This window comes from Dickeya chrysanthemi NCPPB 402, assembly GCF_000406105.1.
Lineage (GTDB): Bacteria > Pseudomonadota > Gammaproteobacteria > Enterobacterales > Enterobacteriaceae > Dickeya > Dickeya chrysanthemi.
This window is the reverse complement of record NZ_CM001974.1, coordinates 2,988,990-3,005,815: the sequence shown is the minus strand read 5'-3', so window position 1 is coordinate 3,005,815 and position 16,826 is coordinate 2,988,990. Positions and strand designations below refer to the sequence as shown.

Genomic DNA, 16,826 nt, shown 5'->3' with positions numbered 1-16,826 from the left:
GCCACGGTACCGGCACCATGTTAGGCGACCCGATCGAATGCAATGCACTGATTGATGCGTTTCGTGCCGGTACGGATAAAAAGCAGTACTGCGCATTGACCTCGCCAAAGACCAACATCGGCCATACGCAAGCCGCTTCCGGCATCGTGAATGTGATTACGGCGGCGCTGGCGTTGAAAAACCGGGAAATCCCGCCGTCGCTCAATTATGTCCGGCCAAATGAAGATATTAACTTTGCCGACAGCCCTTTTTATGTCAATACCGAACTCAAACGCTGGGAACAGGAACGGCGTTTTGCCGCCGTCAGCGCTTTCGGACATTCGGGAACCAATGCGCATTTGGTGTTGCAAAACGCGGATGAACAAGAGGGACGTCAGGATGCGCCGTCAGATACCGACGAGCCGTTCCTGGTAGTCTTGTCTGCGAAAAGCGAACCGCAGTTAAAGCAGATGGCCGCAAACCTGATGGCCGGGGATGAACCGGAAAACATGAGGGATTTGGCGTATACCCTGCAATGCGGGCGAACGGCGATGTCTCATCGTCTGGCGTGGATTGCCGACAGCTGGTCAGCCTTACGGGAGAGCGTGGAACGTTATCTTACGGCTGAAGAGGGATTCCGGTCATGTCCCGATCTGTATTATGCCGATGTGCCCGCCGCGACCTATTCCAACGCCGCCGAAGCGTTACTTAGCGAAGGTGAAAGGCCCGGCGTAACCTCTGCGCGGATTGGCGGGCAGTTGGCGTGTTGGCTTCGGGGAGAGCCGACAGATTGGCGGGTGTTATATCCGGGGCAGGCGCCACGCAGGCTGCACTTGCCAACCTACCCGTTCGAACAGGAAAGTTATTGGATCCCAGCGGCGGATAACCCCGTAACGACTACGCCTGCCGCAACGCTATCCGCACCGGGTCAGCAGAGCCGAAAAGCCGAGCAGGCTTTGCGTCATGTACCGATTGAGCCGGATAAGGCAACCGCCCCGGAACAGGATGATGTCGTGCTGGTCTATCGCGAACAGTGGCGACAGCAACCGTTGCCGGATGCGCCGCATCGCGCTGAACGTCAGATAACGCGCTTGCTTTGCGTCGCGCCCGCAGCGGCTCAGACCACGCTACAGCGTGGTATCAGGCAGATTGCCGGTGAGACAACGACGGAATTTTTTACCCCGGATGACTTATCGGCTACCGATGTCGGTGCCTATCGCCGCTATTTTACTCAGGTACAGGCTGGCCAGCGGACGCAGAGCGAGCCGGGAGCGGTAGACGCATTGCTGTGCTTTGTTGAACCTGAATCCGGTATGAATCAATTAGTGCCGCTGTTTCAGGGGCTGCTATCCAGCGGATTGGCTGTAGGCCGTGTTTTGGTGGTCAGCGCGTTTACCGGCAGGCTGGCGCGTTGCTATGCCGATGCGTTAGTCGCGTTCGGCACCTCGTTACGTTTTGTGCTGCCGGCAACACAAGTCACGTTTGCCGCAGTTGAACTGACCGAGGCCGCCGAGACAGATCAATGGCTTTGGGTCAGCGGATGTTTGTCCGACATCTGGGCGGAGCTACAAAGTGAACCGGTTCACGGTGTGCGGTATAGCCAGGGCAAGCGCCATGTATTGACTTTCGAATCGGCCCGGTTGGGACACGACGGTTTAGAAAATGACGGTTTAGAAAGCGACGATATTTTAAACGCCGACGCGTCCTTAAACGCGAATGGTGTTTCAAAACCCGATGACAGGTTAAAAACAGAGAGCGCGTTAAAAATTGGCGGATGTTACCTGATTACCGGTGGGCTCGGCGGGTTAGGGCAAATATTCGCGCGCTATCTGTGCGAGCACTTTATGGCGAAGGTGCTTCTGGTTGGCCGCTCCCCGCTGGATGCAGAAAAACAGGCGAGTTTACGGGCAATTGAGCGGCACGGCGGCCAGGCGATTTATCTTCAGGCGGACGTCAGTGAATTGTCTCAAATGCAATCGCTGTTCGCCGATTGCCAGCGTCAGGGCATCAAGATCAACGGCATATTGCATACCGCCGGCGTTCAAACCACACGGACATTGGCAGAAAAAGATCGTGATGAAGTGCGTCAGGTACTGGCGCCCAAAATTCAGGGGACGCTGGTTCTGGATCAGGCATGGCAAAACGTGTTCGGTACGCAAGAGATAGTGGACTTTGTTGCCTATTTTTCTTCCAGCGCGGCGGTTTTCGGCGATTTTGGCGGCTGTGATTATGCCGTAGCGAACCGTTTTCAAACCGCTTATGCCAACAGCCGCAACAGCCAGACAGGCGCTGGCGAACAGGCACCCTCGCCGACAGGAAAGACCATCGCGATCAGTTGGCCGGTTTGGCAGGACGGAGGCATGACGCAACGTTCGACTGAGCGAGAGCAGGCCACATCCCTTTACTTAAAAACCAGTGGGCAACGTGCGTTACGCAGTGAAGAAGGGGTGAGGGTGTTTGAGCAACTGCTCGTCAGTGACGCCGGTTCGTCACTGGTGATGGTCGGGCAACCTGCCGGTATTCAGCGTTTACTGGGTAACGGCTTACCGGGTGAATCCGCTGTGCGTCAGGATAGCGCGCCGCAGCGCTCAGCCACGGCAGCAGCAACAGCCATCGCATCTCTTCGTCGTCCGGAAATGCAGGGGCTGACGGTTGAGCAATGTGTGCTGTGGCAATTGCAGCAGACGGTGGGGCAGATTTTAGCGATTGATCGACACCGCCTGCATCATGACATGAACCTGGCCGATTTCGGGTTTGATTCGATAAGCCTGGCTGAATTTGCATCCAGCCTTGGCAAGCACTGGAACATCACGGTTTCACCGGCCCTGTTCTTCGGGCATGCCACCTTGTCGCAACTCTGCCGGTACTTTATGTCGACGTACGGTGAGTTGATGCAGGCCTATTACCGCGGATTGGGCAACGCAGACGAGGTGTCTGACCCGAACGCCGAATCGGCTCGAGCGGATGCTCCTCATGGTATCCGCCCGGCGGTTGGGGAAGCGGCTCGCCACGATGCGCAGGACACCTCATTCGATGGTGAAGAGCCGATTGCGATTATCGGCATGAGCGGTCGTTTTCCCGGTGCCCGCGATATCGATGAGATGTGGCAGTATCTGGCCGAGGGGAAATCGTCTGTCAGCCGGGTGAGTGCCGAGTACCTGCGCGGCCGGGACGAATCCTGTCGTGATGGCGATACCTCGACGGAGCAGGGGTTATGGTGCGGCGTGATACCGGGCGCGGCCGAGTTTGACCCGCTGTTTTTTGAAATTTCGCCCCGCGAAGCACAAAACATGGACCCCAGTCAGCGCCAGCTGTTACAGGAAGCCTGGAAAGCGCTGGAGCACGCCGGTTACGGCGCGCAAACGGTGCGGCAGCATCACATCGGTACGTTCGTGGGTGTGGAAGAGGGAGCATACGGGCGTTTCGCATCGACCGAACACGTTGAAATTACTGCCAATCACAATGGTATTCTGGCTTCACGGCTGGCCTATTTTCTTGACCTGCACGGCCCGGTGCTGGCAGTCAATACGGCCTGTTCATCCGGGTTGGTCGCGGCGCATCTGGCGTGCGCCAGTCTGCGTAACCGGGAATGCGATACCGCACTGGCGGCCGGCGTGAGCCTGCAACTCTCGACGGAAGGTTTCGACATCATGACGCGCTCAGGGATGATCTCTGAAGATGGCGTTTGTTATACCTTCGATCAGCGCGCTAACGGCATGGTGCCGGGTGAAGCGGTGGTGGTGCTGGTGCTGAAACGTTTGTCGCAGGCGCAAGCCGATGGCGATCTGATCCATGGCCTGATTCGCGCCAGCGGTATCAATTATGACGGTAAAACGAATGGGATCACCGCGCCGAACGGCGTTGCGCAGACCGAGTTGCTCAACAGCGTGTATCAGCGTGCGCATATCAATCCCGAGCAGATCGACTATATCGTGACGCACGGAACAGGGACCCGCCTTGGCGACCCGGTCGAAATTAATGCGCTGAATGATGCATTCGGCGCGTATACCGATAAACAGGCTTTTTGCGCCCTGACGTCGACAAAAACCAATTTCGGCCATACGTTTGCCGCCTCGGGACTGGTGAGCGCCGTCAGCCTGATTCAGGCGCTAAATCAGCAAATCATCCCCGCAAGCCTGCACTGCCAACAGGAAAATGACTACATTACCTGGGCGGAGAGCCCGTTTTATGTCAATAAAACCGCCAAAGCCTGGCCGATAAGGTCGGACCGGTCGAGAATGGGGGCCGTGAGCGCTTTCGGCATGAGTGGAACCAACGCTCATCTGGTGATGCAGGAATACCCGCAGCCGGTTTCGGCGCCGGGGCCGACGCGCAGCCACTATCTTCTCTGCCTGTCGGCCAAAACCGACGAGGCGTTATACCGTAAAGTCGATGATCTGATTGCGCACGTGCAGAAACCGCAGACCAGCGATCAGGGATTGGCGGCGATCAGTTATACCCTGCTGCGGGGACGAGGACATTTCCAATACCGTCTCGCGCTGGTGGTTGAAGATCGGGAAGGCGTCATCGTCAGTTTACGGCAGGCGGCGCATTCGTCACGTCCGAATCTGTTTCGCGGCAAAGTCCCGCTGAACTTCAGCGGGCAGAAAACCATTCGGCAACATGTCGATGCGTTATTACACCAGTCGCAACACGCGAAGGGACAGGAATATCAGGAAATCCTGTCCGCGCTGGCGGATTATTATTGTCAGGGGTATGAGCTGGACGGGGCCGCGTTATTGCCGGATGTGCCGCGGTGCGTCGTCTTACCGACCTATCCATTCGCCAGAGAACATTACTGGATAGAAGACGCCACGGCGTTCTCTTCATCGCCGGAGCGAAGCGCCGAAACCGGGGCGCTACATCCGCTGCTGAAAGAGAATGCGTCAACGCTGGCTGAGCTTCGTTTTCGCGCTGCGTTCAGCGGCGAGGAGTTTTTCCTTGCCGATCATCAAATTCATGGGCAGAAGGTGCTGCCGGGCGTCAGCTATCTGGAAATGGCCCGGGCGGCATACGCGTATGCCGCTGCTCCCGTTATGCCCGTTGCGCACTCGCCGTATTTCCGCCTAAAGCAGGTGCTCTGGCTTCAACCGGTGGTAGCCGAACAACAGACCACCACGCTCTATCTGGGGCTCAGCGAGCAGGATAATGGCCTCATTGACTACCAGATTTATTCGCAAGACGACCGTCAGCAACGCACGGTTCATGGGCAGGGAATCATTGCTCCGCCCTTCGATGACGCCGCCGCAGGAGGGCCGGCATCAGAGCCGCACTACCTGGATCTCAACCAATTGCAGCAACAGATGACAGGCCCGGAATATCAGGCTGAACACTGTTATCAAACGTTTCTCGACATGGGGTTGAATTATGGTGAAACCTTTCAGGGCATAGAACGGTTGCTGACCGGGGAGCGTCAGGTATTGGCGCGAATTGCGCTGCCGGACGCCGCGATATCCTCAGCATTCGTGCTGCACCCGAGCCTGATAGATGCGGCCTTGCAAACCAGCCTCGGGCTGAATCGCGCGGGCGCGTTGTCTGGCGCAGCGTATGTGCCTTTTGCGCTGGAACAACTGGATGTTTTCGGTGAGATCGACTCTCGTCTCTGGGTGTGGCTGCGACTGGCGTCAACCGCAAGCCCGGCGGATGAGCAGGTACAGAAAATGGATATCGACCTCTGCGACGATCATGGCCGTATCTGCGTCAGTATGCGGGGGTTCTCAACGCGAATTTTACCGCTACCCCATCGAGCGGATGTGCACACAACGCATAACGCTACGCCTCAGCGGCCAGCGGCTACCGTTGAGGCGGCGCTGGGCACGGCACCGGTCGTCAATCGCACGAGTAAAGTGTTAAACGGCAGCGAGTATTTTTTGCAGGATCACGGTGGCTTGCTTCCCGGCATGTTGTCGCTGGAATGGATGAGAGAACTGGCGGTATCGCACCTTCCGGCAAGCCATTGTGAAGCGGTGGTCGGCCTTAGCGATGTGGTCTGGCGCCAACCGGTGACGGTGGGTGAACAGGGCGCGGATATCGATCTGTGCCTGCATCAGGACGAGCAGGGTTATTACTGCGTAATCAGTCGGCAGGGACAGGTTCATGCGCAAGGACGGGTGATGACCGGGCGTACAGACGCAACGGCGCCCCAACCTCTGCAACTCGACGATATTGCGCAACGCTGTCGCCAGAGGCGTTCTCATCATGACTGCGCCGAATTTTTCGGCGCCGCCATTGGCCCCAGATTGCTTGGCATCACCGACTATAAGCAAGGGCATCAGGAAGCGCTGGCGACGCTGGCGGTGCATCCGGATTGCATCGGTGCACAAGAAGAACAGGGATTACCCCCGGCACTGATGAATGGCGCTGTGTTGGCCGGCATTCTGCTGGCCGTCGGCGGCGAACGGCAAGGCGCTCACCCACTGATGCCGTTTAGCATGGATGCGCTACGCGTCTATCAGCCATTACCTGCCAGTGTCCGGGCTTATCTTCGCCAAACACAGTCCGAAACGGGGGCTGAACATCGGGTCGTACGTTGCGACATCTGGCTTACCGATGAGCGCGGGCATATTTTGGTTGAGATGAAAGGGCTGAGCATGGTCAGCGCGTCGGCTTCACCACGTGCGGAGCTGGTTTTTGCCCGGCCTCAGTGGGTCTCGCAGGATAGAGGCACCGCGCCGGAATATGGCGATGATTCAGCGCTGCCGCCGCCGTGTTTTATTCTGGCGGATGAAAACACGGCGCTGCAAACCGCGTTACAACATAGCTGGCCCGATTGCCAGGTGGTGAACTTGTCTGTCGGGCAGGGCGATGCGCCACAGCAATTTACGCATTGTTTGCAACAGCTGTTTGCCCACATCAAAGAAAGCATACGTGCTTGCCGCGCAACATCCCGTCGGCAGTCCATATTGTTGCTGGCGTCGGAACCGGTAAATGAAGCGTGGTTATCCGCTGTTTCAGGGGTGCTCAAAACGGCCCGGCAAGAACACGCCGGCATCAATGGAAAAGTGATCCGATACCACGACTCCACAGAAGCGGTGTCATTGCTGCTGACGCAGTTGCCGTGCGAAATGCATGATGTGAATGACGCTACCGAGATTTATTACGATGGCGCGGGCAAGCGCTCCGTGAAGGCGTGGCGCCGGATAACGCAGTCAGACATGGCGGAAGACGCACTGCCGGTGTCTTCCGGCGGCGTCATTTGGATTACCGGCGGTTTGGGGGGGATTGGCTATCAGGTTGCCCGTGAGCTGGGGACGAGATATCAGGCTCGTTTGGTGCTCAGTGGTCGTTCTGCCCTGAATGCACAAGGTGAACAGCGCCTGGTGGCGTTACGGCAACAAGGGATTGAGGTGACTTACCTGCAAGGGGATGTGACCGATCCGGTACAAACCCGGCAGATGGTACGGCAGATCCTGCAAAAAGAAGGTCAACTGAACGGCGTTATTCATAGCGCGGGCATCATTCGTGACGCGTTGATTGTGAATAAAACGGAGACGGAATTCCTTGATGTTTTAGCCCCGAAAGTGGCGGGAACGCTGGCTCTTGACGAGGCAACCCAGGACTGCAATCTGGATTTTATGGTGCTGTTCTCTTCACTGAGCAGCGCTTTTGGTAATGCGGGTCAGGCGGATTATGCCGGCGCCAATGGGTTTATGGATGGGTTCGCCGTCCGGCGTAATCAGCAGGTCGCCGCCGGTCTGCGTCGGGGGAAAACCCTGGCGATAAACTGGCCGTTGTGGCGCGACGGCGGTATGGGGATTTCAGCCCCGGATGAAGTACTGCTCAGGCAGCAGACCGGGTTGATGCCGATGCCCACCGATGCGGGGATCCGGGCATTGATTCGGGGGCTGCACAGTCAGGAGTCCCAGCTTGGCGTGATATATGGCGACGCAGAAAAAATCCAGGCCAGGCTCTATGGCGGGCACGCGCAGTCGCATTCATCACCGGTGCATTCAGCGGCTATCGATAAGCCGACCACAGCCGGTAGCGCGGTTAAGGTTGGGCAGGTTTGCGCTGTGTTGGTCAGTATGGTCGCACAACTGCAAAAGCTTGATGAGAAAAAGATAGAGCTGGATATGGAGTTATCCAAATACGGTTTCAACTCTATCGATTTCACCGAATTCGCCGGCCGTCTCAATAAAACCTATGGGCTGGCACTGATGCCGACGGTTTTCTTTGAGCATTCAACCCTGAGGGCGATGGGAAACTATCTGGCGGGCACTTACCCTGACGCTTTTGCGGATAAAACCGCCGCATTCCCCATCACCGCCGGAGCCGTATCCGGTATGGCGGCGGTACGCCCGCCTCAGCTTACCGTCACCGGCACAACGAAAGTGGGTGAGGGCAGAAAAGCCGTTGGCCGATGGACGTCATCGCAAAGCCAGCCGTCGGCAGCAGCGATGATCGCGCCCTTTGACGACGCCGCGTCCGACCAGGCTGCATCAGGCGTTCCGTCTTCCCGCGGGATAACCGCCGGGGCGAGCGCGTTACCCACATCCGACGCGATAGCGATTATCGGGATGAGCGGCCGGTTTCCTCAATCCCGCAATCTGGACGAATTCTGGCAACAGTTAGAGGCGAATCGCGACTTGATCAGCCCGGTGCCGGCAGATCGCTGGAACTGGCGGGAATATTATGGCGATCCGCATGAAACCCCCGGCAAAACCAAAGTGAATTGCGGCGGCTTCATGCAGGATGTCGATTGTTTCGACCCGCTGTTTTTCGGGATTTCTCCGCGTGAGGCGCAATCACTGGACCCGCAATTCAGGGTTTTTCTGGAAACGGTATGGGCTACGATCGAGGATGCCGGTTATTGCGCCAGTGATTTATCGGGCAGCAATACCGGGGTTTTTGTCGGCGTATCAACGTCTGAGTATAAAGACGCCTGGCTGAAGTACTCTCACGATAAATTCGGGATCGGTGACCCGCCCTGGCTGTCTCACTTCGCGCTGGCAAACCGTGTTTCTTATGTATTGAACCTGCGCGGCCCCAGCGAGCCTATCGATACGGCGTGCTCCAGTTCACTGGTCGCCATTCACCGTGCGATAGAGGCGATTCGCTCCGGTAGCTGTGATCGGGCGATTGTGGGGGGCGTCAACATTATCGCCAACCCAGGGATCACGATTACCGCCGGGGAGGCCGGTATTCTGAGTGAGGACGGTCGCTGCAAAACATTTGATATCAGCGCCGATGGCTATGGTCGTGGTGAAGGGGTCGGAGCCATTATGCTCAAACCCCTCAGTCAGGCGAAAGCCGATGGCGATCGTATTCACGGCCTGATTCGCGGCAGTGCCGAGAATCATGGCGGTAAAGCCACCTCGCCGACGGCGCCGAATCCGCTGGCACAGCAAGAACTGCTGGTTCAGGCTTATCGTCGTAGCGGCATTGATCCCGAGACGGTCGGCTATATCGAAGCCCACGGTACGGGAACGAAACTGGGCGACCCGATTGAAATCAATGGGTTGAAAAAAGCGTTTGAAACCCTCTACCGGGAACAGAATAAGCCGATGCCCCAACAGGCATATTGTGGTCTGGGATCGGTGAAAACCAATATCGGGCATCTGGAAGCGGCCGCCGGCATTTCCGGTGTGCTGAAGATTCTGCTGATGTTCCGCCACCGGAAAATTCCCGGCAATGTGCACCTTAAGACGGCAAACCCCTATCTGGAGCTGGCCGGTAGCCCGTTCTATCTGGTCAGGGAGACACAAGCCTGGCCTGCCGGGGAAGATGCGGCCGGTCGGCCGGTGCCGAGACGCGCCGGTGTCAGTAGCTTTGGTATCGGTGGGGCGAATGCACATATTGTTCTCGAAGAGTATGCGCCGGAGTCTGACGTCGGCCATGCGTCGTCTGCGCTTCCGGCGGCTATTTCTGTCGCTCCGGCCGCACCGGTAGCAATTGTGCTGTCGGCCAAAAAGGCGGTGCGGCTGGATGACGTGGTGCAAGGCCTGGCCGCATTTCTGGATTCCGCCGCGTATGCAGACCAGCAGCCTAGCCTGACGGAGATCGCTTACACCCTGCAAGTGGGGCGCGAAGCGATGGAGGAACGCCTGGCCTTTGTCGTTCGTTCAGTGCAGGAGTTGAAACACACCCTGGCCGCCTACCTTGCCGGCGCAGACATGCCGCCAGGGGTCTATCGCGGCAGTGTTAAAGCCGGTAAAGAATCGTTGTCGATGCTGGCTGATGAAGAGACCTGGCAAGCGATGGTCGGAACATGGTTACAACAAGGCCGCTACGACAAACTACTCGATTTTTGGGTGAAAGGCGGACAGGTTGACTGGAAGCAATGGTATCCGGCCGCGGCAAAACCTCGCCGCCTCGGTTTGCCGACGTATCCGTTCGCACGCGATCGCTTCTGGCTGAAGATCAAGACGCCGGAGCGTGATCGACAAGACACGATGGTGCCCGCTGTCAAAACCAGTCCGCATCGTCTGCATCCGTTGGTGCATCGCAACACGTCGGATATTCATGGGCTCAGCTTTACCTCCTGGTTTGACGGTCATGAGTTTTTTCTGGCCGACCATCGGGTTAACGGGAAAAAGCTGTTGCCCGGCGTGGCTTATCTCGAAATGGCGCGTGCCGCCGTTGAGCAAGTTGTCGGTGCCGGGCTGCATCTGCAATTGACGCAGATTGTGTGGGTGCGTCCGTTCATTGCCGAACCTCCGCAGCCATCTGCGGTTGCCGATGGGATTTACCCGTTAACGGTTAAATTGTCGCCGCAGTCAACGAAGGTGATGCGGTTTGAAATCTGTTCTCTGACGGCGGATGGTCAAACCCAGACGCATTGTCAGGGAAATGTGCGTGTCATGGACCCGCTGTCGGATGACCGGGAAACACTCGACTTGTCTGTCGCGATGGCCGGGCATCAGGACGGCAGCATGGATAATTATGAGTGTTACCAGGCTTTTCGTCGGTTGGGGATCATCTACGGGCCAGGACATCAGGGCATTGAAAGGCTGTATCTGGCGAAAGGACGCGTTCTGGCGCGGCTGGTATTGCCTGAGGCGTACCATGACACACTGGACGAGTATGTCCTGCACCCTGGCCTGATGGATTCGGCATTACAGGCGACGCTGGGGTTGTCCCGCGAGCATCGGCTGGGATTGCCTTTTGATATGGAGTCGATAGATATATTGCATCGCTGCACACCCGCCATGTGGGCCAGTATTTCCTATGACGGTGGCGTGCAGCCGGATCCCCAGGCAAAAGTGCAAAGACTGACCATCACGTTGTACGACGATGCCGGCGTGTTGTGTGTTTCCCTGCGCGGCTTTAGCGCTCGCACGCCTGAGCCGACGCCGACGCCGGAGAAGGGGACGCTCCTGCTGGTACCGCAGTGGCGTCGTAAACCGGCTCCGGTCAATACCGTTGTTCCGCATTCATACGCGAGCCGCCAAATCTTATTGTGTGGTGACCCCGCTAGCGCCACCGAGCGTGGCCTGACGGGCGACGTCGTGTTACCGGGAATGAACCGGGACGATATCGCCCTGAGCTTTCATCAGAATGCGTTGGCGCTGTTTGCGCATGTAAAAACGATGTTAGCCGACCAGCCCAAACAGGCGATATTCCTGCAACTGGTGGTGGTGGGTGATTTCCCGGCTCGGTTACTGGCCGCACTCGGCGGGGTGTTAAAAACGGCATGTTTAGAGAATCCCCATGTTATCGGTCAATTGATTGAGCTGGATGAGTCGGTCAGCGCCGATATGGTGGGCGAGATGCTGCGTGAAAGTCGCCTTGTGCCGGACGAACGTCATATTCGCTATGGCCGTGAAGGGCGGCAAGTGCTGTTCTGGCAGGAAGTCGGCGTGATGACCAGTACGCTGGCGCACCCTACTGCCGACGCCTCGTCTGCGCTGCCCACGCTCCCCCGTATGCCGTGGAAAGAGCAGGGGGTTTATTTGATTACCGGCGGCGCCGGAGGGCTGGGGCTTGTTTTCGCCACGGAGATTGCGCGTCAGACCCGACATGCCCGGTTGATTTTAACCGGACGCTCCGCCATGAACGCCCGCATTCAGACATCGCTCAGCCGGTTGGCTGCGTTGGGCGCACAGGTCGATTACCACAGCCTTGATGTGTGTGATCGGCAAGGGGTTGACGCACTGATAGCGACCCTGACGGCGCAGTATGGGACGCTCAACGGCGTGCTGCATTGCGCCGGCGTGCTGCGTGACGGCTACATGCTGAAAAAGTCCGAGGCGGATTTTCAGGCGGTGTTGGCCCCCAAAGTGCAGGGAACCGTGAATCTGGATCAGGCTCTGGCACAGCATCCGCTGGATTTCTTTATTCTGTTTTCCTCAACGGCAGCAGGATTGGGTAATCCGGGGCAGGCCGACTATGTTACAGCCAATAGTTTCATGGATGCCTACGCCCACTATCGTCAACAACAGGTGGCTGCGCAGTTGCGGATGGGAAGAACCCTTGCGATCAATTGGCCACTCTGGCAAGAGGGCGGGATGCAGGTTGATGACGCGGTCGAAACCATGATGTACCAAAGTACCGGCATGGTGGCGATATCTACGGATGCCGGCCTGCAGGCTTTTTATCAGGCTCTTGAGCGGGAAGACAATCAGGTGTTGGTCATTGCCGGCGACGTTGAAAAATTACGCCGAACGCTCCGAGGGCGGCAGCAGGTACAAGATGAAAAGCGCAGTGACGAGGCGGTAGCAGCAGAACAGGCAAAAGGATTTGGCCCTATGACGGCAACCGGGATTGATAAGCAAGAGTTGGCAGGTGTAGTACAGCAACGTTTGATGCGAGAAGTATCGGCATTACTTGATGTCGACGCTACAGACATTGATGCGGATCTTGAGTTGACGGAATTGGGCTTTGACTCAATTCTGACCACTGGGTTTGCCAACAAGTTGAACCGTCAGTACGGGCTTGATGTGTTGCCGACGGTCTTTTTTGAATACCCGACCCTTTCAGCATTAAGTGGTTACCTGGCCGACACGTATCAGGCGGTGTTGGCGGCGAAATTCGCCGATGTCTTGCATCAGGCCGGCGCGCGTGACGCGTTTGTTCATCATGAGCGCGTTGACCCGTCTCAGGCGTATCATGCCGAACCCGTTATGACCCGTTTTCGGCCAGACGAGGCCACCGAGGCGCGCCATACCGAGACGGACAGGCAGGCGTTGCATGAGGTGATTGCGTCGTTGCTGGTGCAGGAAGTCTCCACGTTGTTGCATGTGGAGACGGCCGACATTGATATCGATAGCGAGCTGAATGAACTGGGCTTCGACTCGATTCTGACGACCGGGTTTGCCAATAAGCTAAACCGGCAATACACGCTGGAGCTGCTCCCGACCGTGTTTTTTGAATACCCGACCATTGCCGGGTTGACCCACTACCTGACCGAGCACTATCAGGACCACTTCAGTCGCTTGTTTGCCGCAAAAGTGATGCGGCAATCACCGCTATCCAGCCATCCGTCGGCAGATGACGCCGCACCACGGCATGACGTTCACACCTCGCAGGAAGATGCACGCCGCGGCGTGCAGGCCGCCGGTAACCTGCCCCGGCGTGATGAACACGACGCGATTGCGATTGTAGGAATGAGCGGTAGTTTCCCTATGGCTGCGGATCTTGAAACGTACTGGGAAAACCTGCTTCAGGGGAAAGACTGTATCAGCGAAGTGCCGCCGGCGCGTTGGAATTGGCGGGACTACCTGCAAGCGGTGCATGGCGCTGAAAATCGCGACAGTATTCGTTGGGGGGGATTTATCCAGGATATGGCGGAATTCGATCCGCTGTTTTTCGGCATTTCTCCTCGTGAAGCTGAACTAATGGATCCACAACAACGTTTGTTGATGACCCATGCCTGGAAAGTGATTGAAGACGCCGGTTATTCCGCGGCTTCTCTGTCCGGCAGCACGCTGGGTATTTACGTTGGAACGGGGAACACCGGTTATTCCGGTCTGATTGTTGATGCGAAGCTGCCGGCGGAAGGTTTCACCGCCACGGGAGTCGTGCCGTCTGTCGGGCCGAACCGCATGAGCTATTTTCTCAATGTCCACGGTCCAAGCGAGCCGATTGAAACAGCATGTTCATCCTCGTTGATCGCTATCCACCGTGGGGTATCGGCCCTGCGTCATGAAGGTTGCGACATGGTGATTGTCGGTGGGGTTAATACGCTGGTCACGCCGGATACGTTTGTCAGCTTCTGCAAAGCCGGCATGCTTGCTGCCGATGGCCGCTGTAAAACCTTCTCCAGCCAGGCGGACGGTTATGTCAGAGGCGAAGGGGTCGGGATGTTGTTGCTAAAACGCTTAGCGGCGGCAGAAGCGGACGGTGATCACATCTATGGTGTGATCCGCGGCAGTGCGCAGAATCACGGCGGTCGAGCCAGCTCGTTGACGGCGCCGAATCCGAAGGCTCAGGTGGCCTTGCTGGAAAGCGCCTACCGGAATGCCGGCATTGACCCCGGCAGCGTCAGTTATATCGAAGCCCACGGTACGGGAACGAAACTCGGTGATCCGATAGAAATCAATAGTCTGAAAGCCGCATTTAACGCCGGAAAAGCCACCTCGCCGCAGCAGGGAGACCACCACGTCGGCTGTGGTATCGGTTCGGTAAAAACCAATATCGGACATCTGGAAATGGCGGCGGGTATTGCCGGCGTGATTAAAGTGCTGCTGCAAATGAAGCACCAAACCCTGGTAAAGAGCCTGCACTGTGAGGCGCTGAACCCCTACATCGATTTCACCGGCACGCCGTTCTATATCGTTAGCGAAAATCGCCCCTGGCAAGCGCTGAAAAATGCGCAGGGCGAGCCGCTGCCGCGCCGGGCCGGCGTCAGTTCTTTTGGTTTCGGGGGCACCAACGCGCACGTGGTCATTGAAGAATATCGTGATACCCGCCCGGTATCGCAGGCGGTAGCGGATCGGTATGTGATTGTGTTGTCTGCCAAAGACGAGGTGCGTTTACGGTCGGTTGCCCGGAATCTCAGGCAGTATCTGGAGCGACATCAAGGCGATGCCGAACTGACGTTGACCAACCTGGCTTATACGCTGCAAGTCGGGCGCGATGCCATGGATGAACGTTTGGGATGGATCGTCACGTCATTCCACGACCTGATGGCGAAGATCGACGATTTTCTACAAGGTACCGCCAACCCTGACGACACATACCGGGGCCAACGCGGCGCGCATAAAAGCCTGATGGCCCAGTTCTCGGCGGACGAAGAGTTGCGCGAAGCCGTTGCCAAATGGGCCGAGCGCGGCAAGTACGCCAGGTTGTTGAATCTGTGGTGCCAGGGGCTGGCGTTCGACTGGTCGGTTCTGTATCGGGGGCTGCGCCCGCGCCGCCTCAGCCTGCCGACGTATCCCTTCGATCGTCAGACCTTCTGGCTGCCGGCGAGTCAGGAGAAAAACGGCGTTGTCAGGCACGTAGCTGAGAGCCGTGCCGCCCACCCGGTGCCGGACGTGTCGGCTGAGATGCCGCCGTCGTTATCGCAAGACGCAGGGGCTGAGAGCGACAGCGCTGGGGTTAATCTTGAAACCTATCTGAAACAGCTCATCAGTCGGCAGCTCAAAGTCGCCGAAGAGATGATTAGCCCGGATCGCGCGCTCGATGAACTGGGGATGGATTCCGTCGTCTCCGTCGCGTTGTTGAACACCATCCGGGAAACATTCCCTGATGTGTCTCGCTCGCTGTTTATGGAATACCACACCCTGGGGGACATTCAGCAGCATCTGCGTAGCCATCTCGGCGGGCGACGGATGATGCCGGGCCGCCCAACCGCGGCGGCAGAACGCGTGGTTCACGCCAACCCGGCGAGCGCCGATAGCGCGCCGGCCCAAGACGAACCGGGGCGGAATGTCAGTATTATCGGCATGGCCGGTATTTTCCCTCAGGCAGAGCAGATCGCCGAATTTTGGGAAAACCTGAATGCCGGCCGTACGACGCTTTCTGTGTTGAGCGACAAGCGCAAATATCTGATGGCGTTGCAGGCGCGAGACAGCGGCTACAGCCGTATTGGCGGTTATCTCGACGGGGTGGAGTATTTCGATCATAAGCTGTTCAAAATTCCGCACAAAGAGGCGCAAAAGCTGGATCCTCAGCTACGCAAATTGCTCGAAGTTATCTGGCAGGCGGTAGCGGATGCCGGGTATACCCTCAGTCAGTTCCGTGAAAAACGCACCGGACTGTTTGTCGCGACACGGGGACATTCCGGTTATCAGGATATTCCCGCCAGACTGGACCCGGCCCAGACGGCACAGTGGCGCTTTCAGGCAGAGCAGATATCCGCTTATGCCAACCGTATCTCCAATATCCTGAACCTGGCAGGGTTAAGCGAAATCGTTGAAACCGGCTGTGCCAGCTTTCTGGTGGCAATCCGGCACGCCATGTGCGCCATCAAGGAAGGCCGCTGCCAGCAGGCGATTGTCGCCACGGCGGAGTTGGGGCTCTCTCCTTTTGTGCAGAATCGTACGGATGATCAGGCTTTATATAGCTCTCATCCCGTCACGAAAAGTTTTGCCAATGACTCAGACGGTTATGTGAAAAGCGAAGTGATCGGCGCCATTATCCTGAAAGCAGAGGAGATGGCACTGGCGCAAGGCGATGCCATTTATGCCAATGTGAAGGCCGTCGGGGTCAGCCACGGCGGCAAAGCACCGCTGAAGTGGTACAGCCCGAATATCGAAGGGCAGAAATCAGCCATTGAGGCCGCGCTCAGCGAGGCCGGCATTGATCCGGCCACCGTGTCTTATATCGAACCGGAAGCCAACGGTTCCCAGTTGGGGGACGCGTCTGAATTGGTTGCTATTCAGGCGGTGTATGGTCCGTATTTGCAGGAGAAGCCGTCGTCGATTGCCATCGGGTCGCTGAAGCCGCTGACCGGGCACGCGGAAACG

At 57.5% G+C, this 16,826-nt stretch carries 1 pseudogene (only partly in view); it reads left to right on the top strand.

The window, feature by feature from the left end:
• Positions 1-16,826, top strand: a pseudogene (locus DCH402_RS13265) (SDR family NAD(P)-dependent oxidoreductase) (its annotated part extends 2,734 nt beyond the left edge of the window); the annotation flags it as partial.